Annotated in this window: 17 protein-coding genes; 6 read left to right on the top strand and 11 right to left on the bottom strand. The window is 72.2% G+C overall.

Annotated elements, in window-relative coordinates; genetic code table 11:
- Nucleotides 1-25: 25 nt before the first annotated feature.
- Complete coding sequence (locus AC1Z4A_RS29180; RefSeq protein ID WP_483682858.1) at nt 26-2,539, bottom strand: DEAD/DEAH box helicase; 2,514 nt, start codon at nt 2,537-2,539, stop codon at nt 26-28.
- 133 nt (nt 2,540-2,672) lie between these two features.
- On the opposite strand from AC1Z4A_RS29180, the gene AC1Z4A_RS29185 reads away from it, so the two are divergent.
- Entirely contained in the window at nt 2,673-3,464 is a 792-nt protein-coding gene (locus AC1Z4A_RS29185; RefSeq protein ID WP_483682859.1) for a metal-dependent hydrolase, read from the top strand.
- Nucleotides 3,465-3,574: 110 nt separating this feature from the next.
- On the opposite strand, the gene AC1Z4A_RS29190 is transcribed toward AC1Z4A_RS29185, so the two are convergent.
- Nucleotides 3,575-4,099, bottom strand: a complete 525-nt coding sequence (locus AC1Z4A_RS29190; RefSeq protein ID WP_483683769.1) for a TetR/AcrR family transcriptional regulator — start codon at nt 4,097-4,099, stop codon at nt 3,575-3,577.
- 212 nt (nt 4,100-4,311) lie between these two features.
- Between AC1Z4A_RS29190 and AC1Z4A_RS29195 the strand changes: the two genes are divergently transcribed.
- Nucleotides 4,312-5,181: an NAD(P)-dependent oxidoreductase gene (locus AC1Z4A_RS29195; protein WP_483682860.1), complete on the top strand. Its 870-nt coding sequence runs from the start codon at nt 4,312-4,314 to the stop codon at nt 5,179-5,181.
- Between the two features lie 49 nt (nt 5,182-5,230).
- On the opposite strand, the gene AC1Z4A_RS29200 is transcribed toward AC1Z4A_RS29195, so the two are convergent.
- Nucleotides 5,231-7,012: an ABC transporter ATP-binding protein gene (locus AC1Z4A_RS29200; RefSeq protein ID WP_483682861.1), complete on the bottom strand. Its 1,782-nt coding sequence runs from the start codon at nt 7,010-7,012 to the stop codon at nt 5,231-5,233.
- Nucleotides 7,009-8,841, bottom strand: coding sequence for an ABC transporter transmembrane domain-containing protein (locus AC1Z4A_RS29205; protein WP_483682862.1), 1,833 nt, complete (start codon nt 8,839-8,841; stop codon nt 7,009-7,011). The genes AC1Z4A_RS29200 and AC1Z4A_RS29205 overlap by 4 nt, the downstream gene beginning before the upstream one ends.
- Nucleotides 8,842-9,008: 167 nt before the next feature.
- On the opposite strand from AC1Z4A_RS29205, the gene AC1Z4A_RS29210 reads away from it, so the two are divergent.
- Nucleotides 9,009-10,625, top strand: a complete 1,617-nt coding sequence (locus tag AC1Z4A_RS29210) for a peptide-N4-asparagine amidase (RefSeq protein ID WP_483682863.1) — start codon at nt 9,009-9,011, stop codon at nt 10,623-10,625.
- A gap of 102 nt (nt 10,626-10,727) precedes the next feature.
- Here AC1Z4A_RS29210 and AC1Z4A_RS29215 read toward each other — a convergent pair whose 3' ends face one another.
- Nucleotides 10,728-11,177 carry a MarR family winged helix-turn-helix transcriptional regulator gene (locus tag AC1Z4A_RS29215; protein ID WP_483682864.1) on the bottom strand — a complete coding sequence of 150 codons (450 nt, stop codon included), beginning with the start codon at nt 11,175-11,177 and terminating at the stop codon, nt 10,728-10,730.
- Between the two features lie 136 nt (nt 11,178-11,313).
- Here AC1Z4A_RS29215 and AC1Z4A_RS29220 point away from each other — a divergent pair, with 136 nt between their 5' ends.
- Nucleotides 11,314-13,110: an ABC transporter ATP-binding protein gene (locus AC1Z4A_RS29220; protein WP_483682865.1), complete on the top strand. Its 1,797-nt coding sequence runs from the start codon at nt 11,314-11,316 to the stop codon at nt 13,108-13,110.
- Nucleotides 13,111-13,152: 42 nt separating this feature from the next.
- Here the strand turns inward: AC1Z4A_RS29220 and AC1Z4A_RS29225 are convergent, their stop codons facing one another.
- From AC1Z4A_RS29225 to AC1Z4A_RS29240, 4 genes are read right to left on the bottom strand one after another with little or no spacing between them, the layout of a single operon-like run.
- Nucleotides 13,153-14,304, bottom strand: coding sequence for a CaiB/BaiF CoA transferase family protein (locus tag AC1Z4A_RS29225; protein ID WP_483682866.1), 1,152 nt, complete (start codon nt 14,302-14,304; stop codon nt 13,153-13,155).
- A 21-nt stretch (nt 14,305-14,325) separates the two neighbouring features.
- Nucleotides 14,326-15,018, bottom strand: coding sequence for a LutC/YkgG family protein (locus AC1Z4A_RS29230; RefSeq protein WP_483682867.1), 693 nt, complete (start codon nt 15,016-15,018; stop codon nt 14,326-14,328).
- A complete protein-coding gene (locus tag AC1Z4A_RS29235) occupies nt 15,015-16,484 on the bottom strand; it encodes a lactate utilization protein B (protein WP_483682868.1) in 1,470 nt (489 codons plus the stop codon). The genes AC1Z4A_RS29230 and AC1Z4A_RS29235 overlap by 4 nt, the downstream gene beginning before the upstream one ends.
- Nucleotides 16,481-17,236 (bottom strand): (Fe-S)-binding protein, encoded by a 756-nt coding sequence (locus AC1Z4A_RS29240; protein ID WP_483682869.1) that lies wholly within the window; start codon nt 17,234-17,236, stop codon nt 16,481-16,483. The genes AC1Z4A_RS29235 and AC1Z4A_RS29240 overlap by 4 nt, the downstream gene beginning before the upstream one ends.
- A 168-nt stretch (nt 17,237-17,404) precedes the next feature.
- Here AC1Z4A_RS29240 and AC1Z4A_RS29245 point away from each other — a divergent pair, with 168 nt between their 5' ends.
- Together AC1Z4A_RS29245 and AC1Z4A_RS29250 are read left to right on the top strand one after the other, a co-directional pair.
- Nucleotides 17,405-17,830, top strand: coding sequence for a secondary thiamine-phosphate synthase enzyme YjbQ (locus AC1Z4A_RS29245; protein WP_483682870.1), 426 nt, complete (start codon nt 17,405-17,407; stop codon nt 17,828-17,830).
- 111 nt (nt 17,831-17,941) lie between these two features.
- Nucleotides 17,942-18,604: a phosphatase PAP2 family protein gene (locus tag AC1Z4A_RS29250; protein WP_483682871.1), complete on the top strand. Its 663-nt coding sequence runs from the start codon at nt 17,942-17,944 to the stop codon at nt 18,602-18,604.
- 12 nt (nt 18,605-18,616) lie between these two features.
- Here AC1Z4A_RS29250 and AC1Z4A_RS29255 read toward each other — a convergent pair whose 3' ends face one another.
- Together AC1Z4A_RS29255 and rfbC are read right to left on the bottom strand one after the other, a co-directional pair.
- Nucleotides 18,617-19,942, bottom strand: coding sequence for a glutamate-1-semialdehyde 2,1-aminomutase (locus tag AC1Z4A_RS29255; RefSeq protein ID WP_483682872.1), 1,326 nt, complete (start codon nt 19,940-19,942; stop codon nt 18,617-18,619).
- Nucleotides 19,943-19,949: 7 nt separating this feature from the next.
- Complete coding sequence (rfbC, locus tag AC1Z4A_RS29260; RefSeq protein WP_483683770.1) at nt 19,950-20,501, bottom strand: dTDP-4-dehydrorhamnose 3,5-epimerase; 552 nt, start codon at nt 20,499-20,501, stop codon at nt 19,950-19,952.
- Between the last annotated feature and the right edge of the window lie 6 nt (nt 20,502-20,507).

A 20,507-nucleotide genomic window follows, 5' to 3' on the forward strand; every position in this document is an offset into this window, starting at 1 on the left:
CCCGGCCGCCCCGGCGGGGCACCCCCTAGAGCTGGCCGACGTCCGTGACCCGGACCACCGCGCGGCCCTCCTCGTCGGAGGCGGCGAGGTCCACCTCGGCGGAGATGCCCCAGTCGTGGTCGCCGCGCGGGTCCGCGAAGGTCTGCCGGACACGCCACAGCCCGTCCTCCGGGTGCTCCTCGATCCGCAGCAGCTTCGGACCGCGCGCGTCGGGGCCGGTGCCCAGTTCCTCGTACTCGTCCCAGTAGGCGTCCAGGGCATCGGCCCAGCGGTCCTCGTCCCAGCCGGAGTCGGCGTCCATCTCGCCCAGCTCGGCCACCTTGTCCAGGGCCGCCAGCTCGACGCGGCGGAACATCGCGTTGCGCACCAGCACGCGGAACGCCCGGGCGTTCGTGGTGACCGGCTTGACCTGGTCGGCGCGGTCCTGGGCCTCCTCCGCGGACTCCTCCTCGGGGTTGGCCAGCTGCTCCCACTCGTCCAGCAAGCTGGAGTCGACCTGGCGCACCATCTCCCCGAGCCAGGCGATCAGGTCCTCGAGGTCGTCGGACTTGAGGTCGTCCGGCACGGTGTGGTCGAGCGCCTTGTACGCGCCGGCCAGGTAGCGCAGCACGATGCCCTCGGTCCGGGCGAGGTCGTAGAAGGAGGTGAACTCCGTGAAGGTCATGGCGCGCTCGTACATGTCGCGGATGACCGACTTCGGCGACAGCGGATGGTCGCCGACCCACGGGTGGCTCTTGCGGTAGACGGCGTAGGCGTGCGAGAGCAGCTCTTCCAGGGGCTTGGGGTAGCCGACGTCCATCAGCCGCTCCATGCGCTCCTCGTACTCGACGCCTTCCGCCTTCATCGCCGCCACGGCCTCGCCGCGCGCCTTGTTCTGCTGCGCCGCCAGGATCTGCCGCGGGTCGTCCAGCGTCGACTCCACCACGGACACCATGTCCAGGGCGTAGGAGGGCGACTCCGGGTCGAGCAGTTCGAAGGAGGCCAGCGCGAAGGTCGACAGCGGCTGGGTCAGCGCGAAGTCCGACTGGAGGTCCACTGTCAGCCGCACGATCCGGCCCTCGGCGTCCGGCTCGTCGAGCCGCTCCACCACACCGCCGTCCAGCAGCGAGCGGTAGATCGCGATGGCGCGGCGGATGTGCCGCAGCTGGTTCCGGCGCGGCTCGTGGTTGTCCTCCAGCAGCCTGCGCATCGCCTCGAAGGCGTTGCCCGGCCGGGCGATCACCGCCAGCAGCATCGCGTGCGTCACCTGGAAGCGGGAGGTGAGCTGCTCGGGCTCGGAGGCGATGAGCTTCTCGAAGGTGTTCTCGGTCCAGTTGACGAAGCCCTCCGGCGCCTTCTTGCGGACCACCTTGCGGCGCTTCTTCGGGTCGTCGCCCGCCTTCGCCAGCGCCTTCTCGTTCTCGACGACGTGGTCGGGCGCCTGGGCGACGACGAAGCCCGCCGTGTCGAACCCGGCCCGCCCGGCCCGCCCGGCGATCTGGTGGAACTCCCGCGCCCGCAGCGTCCGCACCCGCTGGCCGTCGTACTTGGTGAGAGCGGTGAACAGCACCGTGCGGATCGGCACGTTGACGCCCACGCCGAGGGTGTCCGTGCCGCAGATCACCTTCAGCAGACCGGCCTGGGCCAGCCGCTCCACGAGCCGCCGGTACTTCGGCAGCATGCCCGCGTGGTGCACGCCGATGCCGTGGCGCACGTAGCGCGAGAGGTTCCGGCCGAACTTGGTGGTGAAGCGGAAATTGCCGATCAGCTTGGCGATCTCGTCCTTCTCCTCGCGCGAGCACATGTTGATGCTCATCAGCGCCTGCGCCCGCTCGACGGCGGCCGCCTGGGTGAAGTGCACGATGTACACCGGCGCCTGCTGTGTCTGGAGCAGCTCGGTGAGGGTCTCGGTCAGGGGCGTCGCGCGGTACTCGTACGACAGCGGCACGGGCCGGGTCGCGGAGCGCACCACGGCGGTGGGCCGCCCGGTGCGCCGGGTCAGGTCCTCCTCGAACCGCGAGACGTCGCCGAGCGTCGCGGACATCAGGATGAACTGCGCCTGCGGCAGCTCCAGCAGCGGGATCTGCCACGCCCAGCCCCGGTCCGGCTCCGCGTAGAAGTGGAACTCGTCCATGACGACCTGGCCGATGTCGGCGTCCTTGCCGTCCCGCAGCGCGATGGAGGCGAGCACTTCGGCCGTGCAGCAGATGACGGGGGCGTCGGCGTTGACCGAGGCGTCACCGGTGAGCATGCCGACGTTCTCGGTGCCGAAGATCTTGCAGAGGTCGAAGAACTTCTCCGAGACCAGTGCCTTGATCGGCGCGGTGTAGAAGGTCACCTGGTCGTTGGCCAGTGCGGTGAAGTGCGCTCCCGCCGCGACGAGGCTCTTGCCCGAGCCGGTCGGCGTCGAGAGGATCACGTTCGCCCCGGAGACCACCTCGATCAGCGCCTCCTCCTGCGCGGGGTACAGCGTGATGCCCCGCTCCTCGGCCCAGGTCGAGAAAGCTTCGAAAAGGGCATCGGGGTCGGCATGGCTCGGCATCTGATCGATAAGGGTCACACCCCCATACTGCCTGGCCCACGGCCGGATCAGGGAACCGGCCGGTCGAACGATGATCATTCCGGCATTACGCTGAGTGGCCGACCCGGCGTCAGGAAGGAGCGGCGCCACCGATCGAGGGGTGGAGAGCATCATGATGGGACCGGCGCACTCGCTGTCGGGGGCGGCGGCGTGGCTGTGCGTGGGCGCGGCGGCCGCCGGGTCGGGCCACCCGATGCCCTGGCCCGTACTCGTCGTCGGCGCACTGATCTGTGCCGGTGCCGCGCTGGCCCCCGACCTCGATCACAAGTCGGCGACGATATCCCGTGCGTTCGGCCCGATATCGCGGATGCTCTGCGAAGTGATCGACAAGCTGTCGCACGCCGTGTACAAGGCCACCCGGGCGAAGGGCGACCCCCGGCGCAACGGCGGGCACCGCACGCTCACCCACACCGCCCTGTGGGCGCTGCTCATAGGGGCCGGGGCCGCGGCGCTGGCGATGACCGGCGGTCGCTGGGCCGTGCTGGGCATTCTCTTCGTCCACCTGGTGCTCGCCATCGAGGGGCTGTTGTGGCGGGCGGCCCGCACGTCCAGCGACGTGCTGGTGTGGCTGCTCGGTGCCGCGGGTGCATGGATCCTCGCCGGAGTGCTGGACCGGCCGGGCAATGGCGCCGACTGGATGTTCGACGGGCCGGGGCAGGAATACCTGTGGCTGGGGCTCCCCATAGTGCTCGGCGCACTCGTGCACGACATCGGGGATGCGCTCACCGTCTCCGGGTGCCCGATCCTGTGGCCGATACCCATCGGCCGCAAGCGCTGGTACCCGCTCGGCCCGCCGAAGGGCATGCGCTTCCGCGCGGGCAGCTGGGTGGAGGTGAAGGTCCTCATGCCCGCCTTCATGGTGCTCGGAGGCATCGCCGGGCTCGGGGCCCTGGAGTTCGTCTGAGATGTGAGGAGGGTCACTCTCTGGCGGGCCGGTTGGTGTCGGCTCCGCAGTTCACGGGCTCGGAGGCGCCGGTCGCTTCGGTCGACCGTCGTCTCCGGTCCCGGTGAGAGTCATCTCCGGTAGCAGTCGATCAGCCGGGCGAGATGCTCGCCCGCGATCCGCAGTGGCTCCTCGCTCCGGGAGACCTGGGCGGACAGCTCCGCCCCCTCCAGCGTGTTGATCACGGTGTGCGCCAGGTCGAGGGCGTCGGTCTCGTCGATACCGGCGCGGCGCAGTCGCTCGGCGACGAGGTTCCGCCAGTTCGCGAAGGCCTCGGCGGCGGCCTGCTGGATGTCGGGGGCTCGGCCTGCCGTCCCCAGGGCGGTGGCCGTGACGGGGCAGCCGTCGATCCAGTCGGACGCCCGCAGCCCCTCGGCGAGGACCCGGGTGCAGGCGACGACCGCATCGGCCGGATCCTGCTCGCTCTCCAGCGCCTCGCGCAGGATGCCGGCGAATTCCCGGTCGCCGTGGTGGACCGCCGCGACGGCCAGCTCCTGCTTGCCGCCGGGGAAGAAGTGGTAGACGGAGCCGAGGGTGGCCTTGGCCTCCTGGGCGATCTGCTTGATCCCGGTCCCGTCGTACCCCTGGCGCTGCATCAGCCGTGAGGCCGCCCGGACGACCCGCTCACGGGTGCCGAGGGCGGCGTCGGCGTCCTTGCCCGCGCCGTCTGCGTCGTCTGCGTCGTGCTGCGACTTGTCGTGTTCCGGCTTGGTCTTCACCGCGTCAGGATATCGGATAGAGCGTTCGTTCCAGGGGTGTGCTACGTTCCTCTCTAGATAGAGCGTTCGTTCTAGAAGGGGGTTTTCTCATGAGCAAGCAGTCGGTCACCGTCATCGGCCTCGGACCGATGGGGCAGGCGATGGTGCGGGCGTTCCTGGCGAACGGCCACCCCGTGACCGTGTGGAACCGTTCCGCGGCCAAGGCCGACGAACTGGCGGCCGAGGGCGCCACGCGGGCGGCGACGATCGGCGAGGCCCTGGCCGCCAACGAGCTGGTGATCCTCAGCCTGACGGACTACGCCGCGATGTATGCCGTCCTCGAGCCCGCCGTCGACGCCCTCGCCGGGCGCGTCCTCGTCAACCTCAGCTCGGACACGCCCGCGAAGGCCCGCGAGGCGGCCCGCTGGGCGGCGGGCCACGACGCCCGGTATCTCGCCGGTGGAGTGCAGACGCCGCCCTCGGGCATCGGGAACCCGGAGTCCGCGACCTTCTACAGCGGCCCCGAGGACGTCTTCGAGGCGCACGCCGACACCCTGAAGGTGCTGACGGGCACCGACTATCGCGGCGAGGACCCGGGGCTCGCCCCGCTGTACTACCAGATGCAGATGGTCATCTTCTGGAACTCCATGACCAGTTACCTGCACGCCCTCGCCATGGCCGACGCCAACGGCATCCCGGCCGAGGAATTCCTCCCGTACGCCACGTCCACCGCGAACTCGCTCGCGAACTTCTTCGCGTTCTACACGCCGCGGATCGACAAGGGCGAGCACCCCGGCGACGTGGACAAGCTCGCCATGGGCGAGGCGAGCGTCGAGCACATCGTCCACACCGCCGAGGACGCGGGCGTCGACACCGCGCTGCCCGGCGCGCTCCTCGATGTCTTCCGGCGCGGTCTGGCGGCCGGTCACGCGGGTGACAGCTTCACCAGCCTGATCGAGGTGTTCAAGAAGACGGCGTAGCCGGACGGGTGGCCCTGCCATCGGGCAGGGCCACCCGTCCGTTCCCGGGCTACTGGTGCCAGGAGCGCCAGAGCGCCGCGTACGCGCCGTCCGCCGCGACCAGCTCGTCGTGGCTGCCCAGCTCGCTGATCCGGCCGTCCTCCGCCACCGCGATGACGTCCGCGTCGTGCGCGGTGTGCAGCCGGTGGGCGATGGCCACGACCGTGCGCCCCTCCAGCACGCGCGCCAGCGAACGCTCCAGATGCCGGGCGGCGCGCGGGTCCAGCAGCGAGGTCGCCTCGTCCAGGACCAGCGTGTGCGGGTCCGCGAGGACCAGCCGGGCAAGGGCGATCTGCTGGGCCTGGGCGGGAGTGAGGGCGAGCCCGCCGGAGCCGACCTCAGTGTCCAGGCCCTTCTCCAGGGCCCGTGCCCAGCCGTCGGCGTCCACCGCCCCGAGCGCCGCCCACAGTTCACCGTCCCCCGCGGTGGTCCTGGCCAGCAGCAGGTTGTCCCGCAGCGAGCCCACGAAGACGTGGTGCTCCTGGTTGACCAGCGCCACATGGCGCCGCACCTGCTCCGTCGGCATCCGGGACAGCTCGGCGTCGCCCAGCGTCACGGCGCCCGAGCGCGGCGCGTAGACGCCCGCCAGCAACCGCCCCAGCGTCGACTTGCCTGCACCGGACGGCCCGACCAGGGCCACGCGGCTGCCCGGCCGGATGTCGAGGGACACCCCGTGCAGCACGTCGCCGCCGGTCGGATAGCCGAAGTGCACCTTCTCCGCCCGCACGGCACGGCCCTCCGGGTGCACCTGCCCGTCCCCCGCGTGCGGCTCGATCTCGTGCACGCCCACGAGCCGGGCCAGCGACACCTGGGCGACCTGGAGTTCGTCGTACCAGCGCAGAATGAGCCCGATGGGATCGATGAGCATCTGTGCCAGCAGCGCGCCCGTGGTCAGCTGCCCCACCGAGAGCCAGCCCTGGAGGACGAACACCCCACCGACGATCAGCACCGAGCCGAGCAGCAGCACGTGCGTCACATTGATCACGGGGAACAGCACCGACCGCAGCCAGAGCGTGTACCGCTCCCAACGCACCCACTCGTCCACGCGCCGGTCCGACAGCTCGACCCGGCGCCCGCCCAGGCGGTGCGCCTCGATGGTGCGCCCGGCGTCCACGGTCTCCGCGAGCGACGCGGCGACCGCCGCGTACCCCGCCGCCTCGGAGCGGTACGCCGCGGGCGCCCGCCGGAAGTACCACCGGCAGCCGGCGATCAGCAGCGGCAGACCGGCCAGCAGGCACAGTGCCAGCGGCGGCGCGGACACCGTCAGCGCGCCCAGCAGCAGCCCGGCCCAGACGAAGCCGATCGCCAGCTGGGGCACCGCCTCCCGCATGGCTTCGGCCAGCCGGTCGACGTCCGTGGTGATGCGCGACAGCAGGTCGCCGGTCCCGGCCCGTTCCAGCACGCTCGGCGGCAGCGCGACCGACCGCACCAGGAAGTCCTCGCGCAGATCCGCCAGCATCCGCTCGCCCAGCACCGCCCCGCGCAGCCGCACCATCCACGTGAACAGCGTCTGCACGGCCAGGGCGACGGCGAACAGGGCGGCCGTACGCCCGAGATGGAGATCCTGCGCTCCCGCCGACAGGTCCTCGACCAGCCCGCCCAGCAGGTACGGACCGGCCGTCGACGCGAGCACCGCGATCGCGTTGGCCCCCACCAGCAGGGCGAAGGCCCTTCGGTGCCTGCCCAGGAGGGCCTTCACATACCGCCGCACAGTGGCCGGCGCCGCGACCGGCAGGGTCGTCGCCGACTCCGGCGCGGCCGGGTCGTACGCCGGTGGCGCAACGCCGATCATGCCGACTCCCCGATGTGCTCGCTTTTCCCGAACTCCATGAGTTCCCTGTCCAGTTCTTCGTCCGTCCGACGGGTGACGACCGCCCGGTAAACCGCGTTCGAGCGCACGAGCTCACCGTGTGCGCCCACCGCCGCCACCTTGCCGTCCCGGACGAGCACCACGCGGTCCGCCCGGTCGAGCAGCAGCGGGCTGGAGGAGAACACCACGGTCGTGCGCCCCTTCCGCAGGGCCCGCAGGCCGTCGGCGATGCGCGCCTCGGTGTGCGAGTCGACCGCCGAGGTCGGCTCGTCCAGCACGAGCACCTCGGGATCGGTCACCAGCGAGCGGGCCAGCGCCAGCCGCTGGCGCTGGCCGCCCGACAGCGAGCGCCCGCGCTCGGTGATCCGGGTCCGCATCGGGTCACCGGACGCGTCCGCCGACGCCTGCGCGAGCGAGGCCAGTGCGTCGCCGCACTGCGCCGCGGCCAGGGCGGCCTCCGGGCCGACGGCCCCCGAGGAGGGCACGTCCAGCAGCTCCGCCAGGGTGCCCGAGAGCAGCACCGGGTCCTTGTCCTGGACCAGCACCGCCGTGCGGGCCGCGGCCAACGGCACCTTGTCCAGCGCCGTTCCGCCCAGGAGCGCGGACGGGGCCTCCGCCGTGCCCTCCGGGGCGTGCCCGCCGAGCCGGTCGGCGAGCCGCCCGGCGAAGTCCGGGTCCCCGCACACGACGGCCGTCAGCAGGCCCGCCGGGGCCAGCAGGCCGGTGGCCGGGTCGTAGAGGTCGCCCGTGAGGCCCGCGCCGACCGCCTCGCCGCCGTCCGCCGGGGAGCCCGCAGGGGAATCCTCCGGGGAGGTGGTGCGCCGCAGGCCCAGCACCCGCGCCGCCCGCTCCGCCGACGGGCGGGAGAAGGAGTAGGCCATGGAGATCTCCTCGAACTGCCGGAGCGGGAAGAGCAGGAAGGTGACCACGCCGTAGACCGTGACCAGTTCACCCACCCCGATCCGGCCGTCCCGGGCCAGCCCGGCCCCGTACCAGACCACGGCGATCAGCAGCAGGCCCGGCAGCACCACCTGCACCGAGGCGATCAGCGCCCACATCCGGGCACTGCGCACGGCCGCCGCCCGCACCTCCTGCGAGGCGCTGCGGTAGCGGCTCAGGAAGAGCTCCTCGCCGCCGATGCCCCGCAGCACCCGCAGCCCCGCCACCGTGTCCGAGGCCAGCTCGGTGGCCCGGCCGGCCTTCTCGCGCTGCTCGTCGGCCCGTCGCGTCGCACGCGGCAGCAACGGCAGGACGGCCAGGGCGAGTACGGGCACGCCGACGGCCACCACCACGCCGAGCGCGGGCTGGTAGACCAGCAGGGCCACGCACACCGCCACCGAGGTGAACGCCGCCGCCGCGAAGCGCGACAGAGCCTCCACGAACCAGCCGATCTTCTCGACGTCGCCCGTCGACACCGCCACCACCTCGCCCGCGGCGACGCGCCGGGTCAGCGTGGCCCCCAACTCGGCCGTCTTGCGCGCGAGGAGCTGCTGCACGCGTGCCGCGGCGGTTATCCAGTTGGTCACGGCGACCCGGTGGAGCATCGTGTCACCGAGCGCGGTGAGGCCGCCGAGCAGCGCCAGCAGGCCGCCCGCCACCGCGAGCCGCGCGCCGGACCGGTCGACGACCGCCGCCACGCCCATGCCCACGGCCAGCGGGAACAGCGCCACGGACGCCATGTGGACGACGCCCCAGAACAGTGCCTTCAGCTGGCCGCCCAACTGGTTCCGGCCCAGCCAGATCAGGAAGCGCGGGCCCGACCGGGTGTCCGGCCGTCCCGGATCGGAATACGGAAGATCGCGAATTTGCATGACATCCCGGGTTCACGAGGGGTGAGCGGATGTGGGGGTGGAGGGGGGAGCCGTGCAAGGCTTGCGTCACCGGACTGCCGAATTCAACTGGTTTTCCCCGCCGGTGCCACGGATCAGGCCAGCGGACTACTGGTGTGCCGCCCGACGAAGCGCTTCACTCCTGCCCCATGAGACGACTGCTTCTCGTACTGTGCGCCGCGGCCACCGGCCTGGCGCTGGGCATCGGCCCGGCCGCGGCCGCCGACCCGCCCACCGAGTTCGGCACGGCCTGGCACGACCCGGTCACTGCGGCCCCGCCCGTGGCCGTCCCGGACACCACCTCGTGCACGGTGACCGTCGCCGACACCGAGTTCCGCGACTACACGCCCTACCGGGGCACCTACACACCACCAGAGCGCTGCGGCAACCGCTGGAGCAAGGTCGTCCTGCGGCTCGAAGGAGCCGTGGCCGGGCGGCAGTTCGACCGCCTGGGCTATCTGCACATAGGTGGTGTCGAGGTGCTGCGCACCTCGACACCCGAGCCCTCGCCCAAGGGCATCACCTGGCACGTGGAGAAGGACGTCACCCGCTACGCGCCCACCCTGCGCGGCCCGCAGCCGGTCGAGATGCTCATCGGCAACCTGGTGAACGACACCTACACCGGAGTCATCAAGGTCAAGGCGACGCTGACCTTCTACAAGGCCGAGGGCCGGGTGAAGCCCGCACCGGCCCCCGACCGGGTGCTCACCCTGGACGGCGCCCGGACCGAAGGCGCGGTGTACCAGGGGAAGTTGACCACGCCGCGCAACACCGAGCGCATCGTGGCGGAGGTGTACGCCACCGGATCGGGCGGCGGCTGCGAGGAGTTCTGGTACCTCGCCGTGCCGGAGAAGGCGCCCTACTCCTGCAAGTCCGAGGACGGCCCCAACCGGGAGGTGCGCATCTCGGTGGACGGCAGACTGGCCGGCATCGCCGCCCCCTACCCGACGGTATGGACCGGCGGCTGGTCCAATCCGTTCCTCTTCTACGTGATCCCCGGGCCGCGCGCCTTCGACGTCCGGCCGGTGGAGTACGACCTCACGCCCTTCGCGGGGCAGTTGAACGACGGCAAGGCCCACCGGATATCGGTCGAGGTCGCCGGGGTGCCCAAGGGGCAGAGCGGCTGGGACACCCCGGTCAACGTCCTGGTCTGGCAGGACGCCAAGTCGGCCGTGGTCACCGGCGCGGTCACCAGGCACCGGGAGAGCGCCCCGCGCAACACCGCCGACTACCAGCCCGGCGACCGGCACCGGGTGGCGGCCGACGCCGAGCACGAGCTGACCGTCTCCGGCTATGTGAAGACCTCGCACGGGCGGGTCGCCACCACGGTCGGCCGCCGGGTCGCCGCCACCTCGCTGCACCGCTGGAAGGACGGCGAGAATCCGGACGGGCTGCGGGCCCGCTGGACGGACGACGAGACCGTCACGGTCGCCGGCCGCGGACCGGCCACGGTGAACACGGCCCACCGCGACTACAGCATGGAGGGCGTGACCACCGTGGACCCGGACAACCGGCTGCGCACCGTGCTGACCATGGGCGACCGGGCCGACACACAGACCGTGCGGGCGGGGAAACGTCTCGGCTGGAGCCGACTGGACGACACCTTCACCGGTAATGCGTCCTATGTGCAGAACGTCCCCCGGGAGCAGCGGCATGCCCAGGGCGTCTCCCGCGAGCACTACCGGCTGCTCGGACCCGGTGCCTGCTACGACCGGACGCTGGGCACCGTCCATGGTCAGTTGACCGAGGACCGCCGGGGCTGCTGACGGTCGTCTCCCTCATCCGGTGGGCGGGCCCCCGGACGCGTCAGACGTCCGGGGGCCCGCCCTGCCGTGGGGCCGGGGCGTGGCCCGGGACTTCGAGGGGGGCTAGGACTTCGAGGGCCCGCCGTCCGAGCGCGTCAGCAGCTCGGCCAGCAGGTCGCCCAGCGCCTCGCGCTGCTCGGCGCTCAGGGGCGCCAGGATCTCCTCCACGGCGGCCCGGCGCGCCTCGCGCAGGGCGCGCAGCGTCGAGCGGCCCTCGTCCGTCAGCTCTATCCGGATGACGCGGCGATTGGACTGGTCCGGGACCCGGCGCACCGAGCCGTTGGCCTCCAGGGCGTCCACCAGCGAGGTGACCGCACGGGGCACGACCTCCAGGTGCCGGGCCAGGTCGGCCATCCGCGGCGGCTGCTCGTAGTGGGCGACCGTGCGCAGCAGCCGCGACTGGGCGGGGGTGATGCCCACCGGGTCGAGATAGCGCTTCTGCACGCGGTGGAGCCTGCGGGTCAGCCTCAGCAGCTGCTCGGTGAGCTGGCCGGACGTGTCGGGGGCCGTCATGATCGCAATCCTATCAGGACGTTCTGCATTGTGAGTATAGGTAACAGTGAGCTATGCTCTGTTCAGCGTCGATGCTCTCGAAGTTCCTCCGTTCCGTTCGCTCTGCCCCACGGCACCGATCTCACTGAAGGAGCCCATGCCTCACGACGAAATGAACTGGACCCCGTCTCCCGCGGACCCGGAGCAGCCCGCCCAGGTGCGGCGCATCCTCCGCCTCTTCCGTCCCTACCGCGGCAAGCTCGCCCTCGTCGGGCTGCTCGTCGCCGCCTCGTCGCTCGTCACCGTCGCCTCGCCGTTCCTGCTGCGCGAGGTCCTCGACGTCGCCATCCCCCGGGGCCGCACCGGCCTGCTGAGCCTGCTGGCCCTCGGAATGATCGCGGCAGCCGTCGTGAACAGCGTCTTCGGCGTGCTGCAGACCCTGATCTCCACCACCGTCGGCCAGCGCGTGATGCACGATCTGCGCACCGCTGTCTACGGCCGCCTCCAGAGCATGCCGCTCGCCTTCTTCACCAAGACCCGCACGGGCGAGGTGCAGTCCCGCATCGCCAATGACATCGGCGGCATGCAGGCCACCGTGACCTCCACCGCCACGTCCCTGGTCTCCAACCTCACCAGCGTCATCGCCACCGTCGCCGCAATGGTGGCCCTCGACTGGCGGCTGACGGCCGTCTCCCTGCTCCTGCTGCCGGTGTTCGTGTGGATCAGCCGCCGCGTGGGCGACGAGCGCAAGAGAATCACGGCCCGGCGGCAGCTCCAGATGGCCGCCATGGCCGCCATGGTCACCGAGTCGCTCTCCGTCAGCGGCATCCTGCTCGGGCGGACGATGGGCCGCTCCGACTCGCTGACCAAGGCGTTCGCCCAGGAGTCGGAGCGCCTCGTCGATCTCGAGGTGCGGACCAACATGGCCGGGCGGTGGCGGATGTCCACCATCAGCGTCGTCATGGCCGCCATGCCCGCGCTCATCTACTGGGCGGCGGGAATCGCCCTTCAGACCGGCGGGCCCGGCATCTCCCTGGGCACGCTCGTGGCCTTTGTCTCGCTCCAGCAGGGGCTGTTCCGCCCCGCGGTCAGCCTGCTCTCCACGGGCGTGCAGATGCAGACCTCCCTCGCGCTCTTCCAGCGGATCTTCGAGTACCTCGACCTCCCCGTCGACATCGCCGAGCCCGAGCGCCCGGTGCGGCTGGAGAAGATCCGTGGCGAAGTCCGCTTCGAGGACGTCTCGTTCTCCTACGACCCCGCGAGCGCGGCGCTCGCCGGCATCGACATCACCATTCCGGCGGGCGGCAGCCTGGCCGTCGTCGGGCCGACCGGGTCCGGCAAGAGCACCCTGAGCTATCTCGTCCCCCGGCTCTACGACGTCACGGGCGGGCGCGTCCTCCTGGACGGCGTCGACGTGCGCGACCTCGACTTCGACACCCTGTCGCGCGCCGTGGGAGTGGTCTCGCAGGAGACCTACCTCTTCCACGCCTCCGTCGCCGACAACCTCCGCTTCGCCAAGCCCGACGCCACCGACGAGGAGATCAGGGCAGCGGCCGAAGCCGCCCAGATCCACGACCACATAGCCTCCCTCCCCGACGGCTACGACACCCTCGTCGGCGAGCGCGGCTACCGCTTCTCCGGCGGCGAGAAGCAGCGCCTGGCCATCGCCCGGACCATCCTCCGCGACCCGCCGGTCCTCATCCTGGACGAGGCCACCAGCGCCCTGGACACCCACACCGAGCACGCCGTGCAGCAGGCCATCGACGCGCTGTCCGCCGGGCGCACCACGATCACCATCGCCCACCGCCTCTCCACGGTCCGCCACGCCGACCAGATCGTCGTCCTGGCCCACGGCCGCATCGCCGAGCGCGGGACCCACCAGGAACTCCTCGCGGACGACGGGCACTACGCGGCGCTGGTACGTCGTGACGTCCCGCTCGCCGTGAAGGTCTGACGCCCGTCCGGGCCGGTCGGGGCCGGGAGCCGGGTGTCGTGCTCACGGGCCCGGCGGCCCGGCGAACTCCGCCCGGATCGCCGCCGTGTGCTCGCCCAGCGCGGGCACCGCTCCCATCTCGGCTTCCCGCCCGGCCACCACCACCGGCGGCAGCAGTCCGCGCAACCGGCCCACGGGCGAATCGAATTCACGCCAGCGGTCCCGCGCCGCCAGCTGCGGGTGCGCCGCGAACTCGGCGACCGTCCGCATACGGGCGTGGGCGATCCCCGCTCCGCCGAGCAGCGCCAGCACCCCGTCCGCCGTGTGTGCCGCAAAGCACTCCTCCATGACGGCCGTCAGCTCGTCGTCATGGGCGTGCCGCAGCGGATTGTCGGCGAAGCGCGGATCACGGGCCAGCCGGGGCCTCCTGAGCACCTGCTCGCACAGCGCCACCCACTCGCGGTCGTTCTGCACGCTCAGGAACACCCGCGCCCCGTCTCCGCAGCGGTAGTGCCCGTAGGGGGAGATGGACGGATGCCGGGCGCCGCTGCGGGCGATCGGCGGGCCGTCGTAGGCCTCGGCGAAGTACGGATGCCCCATCCACTCCGCCAGCGCGTCGAGGAGCGCTACGGAGACGGCGGAGCCCCTGCCGGTGCGCTCCCGCTCGTACAGGGCGGTGAGGATGCCCGTGAAGGCGTACATCCCGCCCGCGATGTCGGCGACGGATATGCCCGGCCGAGCGGCGGCGCCCGGGCTGCCGGTGATGGAGACCAACCCCGCCTCGCACTGCACCAGCAGGTCGTACGCCTTCTTGTCGCGGTAGGGCCCGGTGCTTCCGTATCCGGAGACGTCACAGGTGATCAGACGGGGGTGCCGGGACCGCAGGGCCTCGCAGCCGAGCCCCAGCCGCTCGGCGGCGCCCGGCCCGAGGTTCTGGACGAACACGTCGGCACCGGCCAGCAGCCGGTCGAGCAGCACGCGGTCGTCCGGGTCCTTGAGGTCGAGGACCACGCTCTCCTTGCCCCGGTTGACCCACACGAAGTAGGCGGAGAGGCCCTTCACCCGGCCGTCGTAGTCGCGGGCGAAGTCACCCCGCTCCGGCCGCTCGACCTTGATCACGCGGGCCCCGAGATCCGCAAGCTGACGGGTGGCGAAAGGAGCGGCCACGGCCTGCTCGAGAGCCACGACCGTGATGCCGCGCAGAGGTGGTTCCACCGCGGTTCCTCTCCGTACGGGTCAAGGGGCGCCCGGCCCGTGCGGCCCGTCCGCCCCGCCGGTCATGAGGATCACCTCCAGGGTGCGCGGCCCGTGCACCCCCTCGACGCGGTCCAGTTCGATGTCGCTGGTCGCCGACGGCCCCGAGATCCACGTCAGCGGCCGCGTGGGCACCAGGCGTTCGAGCGCCTGCGGCACCGAGTCCACCACCTGGTCCGGGACCCGCACCACGCACAGGTGGTGGTCGGGCACGAGCGTGACGATCCGCCGCCCCTGGCCCGGCCCGCCGTCCAGGACCACCGTGCCGGTCTCGGCGATCGCCACGGCGCAGCCCGTGACGACGCTGTCCACCGCGTCCAGATCGCGCGCCGTCAGCCCGGGCGCGTCCGGAACCTGCTCCACCGGCGCGGCCCCCAGCCACTCGGCCGGGAGCCCGCCGGGAACGGCCACGCGGCGGGCGCCGCGGCGGCCGAGGAGTTCGGCGAGGAGCGCGGGCAGCCCGGCCGTGTCGACGCGGTGCACCACGGCCCGGTAGTCCGCGAGGTTCTCGGCCAGCAGCCCGGCGGATTCGGCGGGCGTTCGCGTCCCGTGCGTCCGCAGGTAGTCGCGCGGCACGGGGTGGTCGCGCGGCCGCTCGTGCCGGGGCACGTCCGCCAGGGCACGCCGCACGCGCGCCAGGATCCGCTCCCTGCCCGGGTGTGCACCGGCACTCATCGGGCGCCCCCGCGACTCCGGTCCCACCAGTCCCGGAAGGACTCGGCGGGCACCTCCGGCAGCTCCCGGGTGTCCGACCAGGCGCGGCCCGGCCCGGGCAGCCTGCTCGGATGGAGCCGCCGGGTACGGGCCGCCAGGCGCTGCATGCGGCGCAGCACCCGGGGGTGCTCCAGCGTCCACCCCGCGGCGGCCATGACCCCGTGCTCGACGGCATGGCGCTTCGCCGGCTTGACGACCGTGCGCACACCACGGGCCGTCACCTCGGCGCCTTGGACGACCCGCTCCCGCAGGTGCACCAGGACCTCGGGAATGTCGATGGCGACCGGGCACACCTCGTAGCACGCGCCGCACAGGGAGGAGGCGAACGGAAGGGACTCCTCCAACGGGGAGGCGAGGCCCCGCAGCTGAGGTGTGAGGATCGCCCCGATGGGGCCCGGATAGGGGGAGCCGTAGGCGTGGCCGCCGGCCCGCTCGTACACGGGGCAGACGTTGAGGCAGGCCGAGCACCTGATGCAGCGCAGGGCCTGGCGGCCGACCGGGTCGGCGAGGGTGTCGGTGCGGCCGTTGTCGAGCAGCACCAGGTGGAAGGCGCGCGGACCGTCCCCGTCGGACGTGCCCGTCCACATCGAGGTGTAGGGGTTCATGCGCTCGGCGGTCGAGGAGCGGGGCAGCAACTGGAGGTAGACCTCCAGGTCGCGCCAGGTGGGCACGGTCTTCTCGATGCCCACGACGGAGATCAGCGTCTCCGGGAGGGTCAGGCACATGCGGCCGTTGCCCTCGGACTCGACGACCACCATCGTCCCGGTCTCGGCCACCATGAAGTTGGCGCCGGAGACCCCGACCTTGGCGTTGAGGAACTTCTCGCGCAGGTGCAGCCGGGCCGCCTCGGCGAGGTCGGCGGGACGGTCCGTGAGCCCCTCCGGGGCGGGACGGCCCCAGTCGGCCATGCGGTCGCGGAAGATGTCGCGGATCTCGGCGCGGCCGCGGTGGATCGCCGGGACCAGGATGTGCGAGGGCAGGTCGTCGCCGAGCTGGACGATGAGTTCGGCGAGGTCGGTCTCGTACGCCCGGATGCCCGCCTCCTCCAGGGCGGCGTTGAGGCCCGTCTCCTGGGTGGCCATGGACTTGACCTTCACCACCTCGCGCTCTCCGGTGGCCCGGACCAGCTCGGTGACGATCCGGTTGGCCTCGGCGGCGTCGGCCGCCCAGTGGACCGTGCCTCCGGCGCGGGTGACGCTCTCCTCCAACTGCACGAGGTAGTGGTCGAGGTGGCGCAGCGTCCGGTCCTTGACGGCGGCGGCCGCGGCGCGCAGCCGGTCCCAGTCGGCCAGCTCGGCGACCGCCTGCTCCCGCTTGGCACGGATGGTGTGCGTCGCACGGCGGAGGTTGGCCCGCAGCGTGGCGTCCCGGGTCGAGGCGGCGGCCGCGCGGGGGAAGGCGGGCATGCCCACATACGTACGGCTCATGGAAGGGTTCCGTCCGTGCAGGCCAGGATCTCCGCGAGGTGCAGGGGGCGCACGGCGGAGCCCTGGCGGGCGAGGGTGCCGCCGATGTGCATGAGGCAGGAGTTGTCGACCGCGCAGACGAACTCCGCGCCGGACTCCGTGAGGGCGCGCGCCTTGTCGGCGCCCATGGCGGCCGAGACGGCCGGGTTCTTGACGCAGAAGGTGCCGCCGAAGCCGCAGCACTCCGCCGCGCCGGCCGGCTCCCGCAGCTCGAGCCCCTCGACCCGCTCGAGCAATCGGCGCGGGCGGTCGCCCAGCCCCAGGAGGCGCAGTCCGTGGCACGTGGGGTGGTAGGCGACGGTGTGCGGGAAGCGGGCGCCGACATCGGTCACGCCCAGCACGTCGACCAGGAACTCGGTCAGCTCGTACGTCCTGGGCCCGGTGCTCGCGGCCGCCTCGGCGAGCGCGCCGGCCGCCCGCCCTTCGGCAGCCGCGCGGGCGGCGATCCGGGGGTAGGCGTCCCGGATCATGGCGGCGCAAGAGGCGGACGGGGTGACAACGTAGTCGTGGTCGCGGAACACCGCGGCCTGACGGAGCATCAGCGGCTCGCTGCGGTGGCGGTAGCCGGTGTTGTACAGCGGCTGCCCGCAGCAGCTCTGCGCGGCCGGGAAGTCGACCCGCACACCGAGCCGTTCCAGCAGGGACACGACCGCCCGGCCGGTGCGTGGATAGAGCGTGTCGTTGACGCAGGTGACGAACAGTCCTACGCGCATGACACTCCCTGCCGCCTCCCGTGCCGGTGATCGTCCGCCGCCTCATACTGCCCCAGCATGATCCCGCTGTGAAGAACCCGACGGATTCCGGCCAGAGAGGGGCCGGGAGCCGCCGGGGCCGGGCCCGGTCGCCGTCCCGGCGCGCCGCCCAGCGGCTACGGTGAGGCCATGGCCGACACCACTTTCCGTACCCACGTCCTCGACATCACCACCGGCTCCACGGAGCAGGTGTACGACCTCACGCATGACTGCGAGGCGTTCCTGCGCGAGGCGGCGGCGGGCCGCGACGGCCTGCTCAATGTGTTCGTCCCGCACGCGACCGCCGGCGTGGCGGTTCTGGAGACCGGCGCGGGCAGCGACGACGACCTGCTCGCCGCGCTGCACGACCTGCTGCCCGCCGACGACCGGTGGCGGCACCGGCACGGCACCCGCGGCCACGGACGGGACCACGTGCTGCCCGCCCTCGTGGCGCCGCACGCCACGCTCCCGGTGCTTGCCGGGCGGCTGGAGCTGGGCACCTGGCAGTCGGTGTGCCTGGTGGACACGAATGTGGACAACCGCGACCGTCAGGTGCGGTTGACCTTTCTGGGCTGAAGTATGTGACGGACGGCAGTGCGACAGCGGCCGCTGTGCAGCCAGAGCAGGTAGGGACTGATTCCGATGCCCTTGGCAAGCTACCGCAGGCCGACCGGAAGCGGTGGGCGTGTGACCGGTCGGCCGGCGCCCGCGGTGCTGCCCCCGTCGCTGCGCGCGTGGCTCGGGCTGATCGCGGCCCTCGCCACGCTGGTGGTCGTAGTGCTCGGGGTGCTGTATGCCGACCACAGTCAGCCCGGCAGGGTGGACCGATGGGTCATCCAGCCGACGGCGGACAGTGTGCGGCCGCCGTGGCGGTCCGTCGCTCTGGTCATGGACTTCCTGGGGGAGCCCGCCGGATCGGCGATGCTGGTCGTGGCCACCGTGACGGGCTGTCTGCTGCTTCGGCGGCCTCGCGCAGCGGTGTTCGTTGTTGCCGGTGTCGGCATGACCGTGGGGACGGCGACGCTGCTCAAGTCGCTTGTGGGACGCACCATCCACGGCGACAACCTGTCCTACCCGAGTGGGCACACCGCCTTCTTCACCGCGCTTGCCCTCGTGGTGGCGCTGCCGGCGACCGGGCGGCTCGGCCTCGGCAGGACGGCCCGCACGTTACTCGTGCTCGCTGCGGCGCTGGTGGCCGGCGCCGCCATGGGCTGGGCGCAGGTCGCCCTGGGCGCGCACTACCCGACCGACGTCCTCGGCGGCTGGTGCACCGCGCTGGCGGTGGTACCGGCGACCGCGTGGCTGGTCGACCGGATGGCTGACGCCAGCCAGCGGGAGCCCCGCCGCTGACGTCACATCACCTCACGCCAAGCGGCGGAATACGGGCTTCACCGGTCGCCCGGCCAGCCAGGGGGTGGGGTCGGCGGCGTCCAGTGCCTTCCGGTACACCGCACATGCCTGGGCCACCACCTCGACGGTGCGATCGATGTCGGCGTCGCCGAGCGCGCTGCTCACCACGAACGACGGGGCCAGCACCCCGCCCGCGAGGAGTCGGCGCAGGAACAGGGTGCGGTACTGCTGCGACGGCTGCCCGTTCTCGTCGAGGGTGGCGAAGACCAGGTTGCTGGCCCGGCCCCGGAGGACGATGTGGTCGCCGACACCCATGCCGGCCGCGGCCTCGCGGACACCGGCGGCCAACCGCTCGCCGAGGGCGTGCAGTCGCGCGGTGATGCCCTCCTCGACGTAGGTGGTGAGCACGGCCATCGCGGCGGCCAGCGAGTGGGTTTCCGCACCGTGCGTGGTGGACAGCAGGAACACCCGGTCGCGGGAGTGACGCAGCCCGCCCCGCTCCATCAGATCGCGGCGCCCGGCCAGCGCGGAGACGGCGAATCCGTTGCCCAGCGCCTTGCCGAACGTGGAGAGGTCGGGGACGACGCCGTACAGGCCCTGGGCGCCCGCCTCGGACCAGCGGAAGCCGGTGATCATCTCATCGAAGATCAGTACACAGCCGTGCCGGTCGGCCAGTTCGCGGAGGCCGGCGAGGTACCCCGGCGGCGGCTCGGTGTGGGAGGCGGGTTCGAGGATCAGGCAGGCGACCTCGTCCTGGTACCGGGCGAGCAGCTCCTCCGTGGCGGCCAGGTCTCCGTAAGGGAACGCCACGGTGAGCTCGGTGGTCGCCGCCGGAATACCGGCGGACATGGGCGTGGTGCCGATGAACCAGTCGTCGACGGAGAAGAACGGATGGTCGGCGCAGACGGCCACGCGCGGGCGCCCGGTGGCGGCGCGGGCGAGGCGCACCGCGGCGGTGGTGGCGTCGGAGCCGTTCTTCGCGAACTTCACCATCTCGGCGGTCGGCACCGTGGCCAGGAAGCGTTCCGCGGCCTCGACCTCCACGATGGACGGCCGGACGAAGTTGCTGCCGCGGTCGAGTTCCCGCCGCACCGCCTCGATCACGCGTGGGTGGGCGTGGCCGAGGCTGACCGACCGCAGGCCGGAGCCGTACTCGATGTAGCGGTTGCCGTCGATGTCCCACACGTGGGCACCGCGGCCGTGGCTGATGACCGGGGCCAGGTTCTCGGGGTACTGGTCGTCGCCCTTGGCGTAGGTGTGCGCACCCCCGGGGATCAGGGCGTGCAGCCGCTCGTTCGCCTGCCGCGACCGGGGCAGTCGGAACTCTTCAGTGTCCACGCCGACCTCAACTTTCTTTCCGTTGCAGGGCCTCGGCGAGGCTCGGCGCCTCCCGGTCCCTCCGGGACATCGATGTGACCGGCAGCGGCCAGGGAATGGCGAGCTCCGGGTCGTCGAAGGCGATCGTCACGTCCTCGGCCGGATCGTGCGGGCGGTCGATCCGGTACGAGGTGTCGGCGGTTTCGGTCAGTGCCTGGAAGCCGTGCGCGCACCCCGCCGGGATGTACAGGGTCACCTGCGTCTCGCCGGACAGCTCGAAGACGGCCACGTTGCGGTAGGTCGGCGAGTCCGTCCGCAGGTCCACGACGACGTCGAAGATCCTCCCGTACGAGCACCGCACCAGCTTGGCCTCGCCGGCGCCGGAGCGCAGGTGCAGGCCGCGCAGCACGCCCCGGGCCGAGCGGGACACGCTGTCCTGGATGAAGGCGTCCGGATCGAGGCCCACCGAGCGGACCACGTCGGCGTCGAAGGTGCGGCAGAAGAAGCCGCGCTCGTCGGCGTACGGCGTCGGCTCGAACAGGTATGCGCCGTCGATCGCCGGGACTTCGGTCGCCTTCATTCCAGC

It is taken from the genome of Streptomyces sp. 17_S59 (assembly GCF_056930295.1).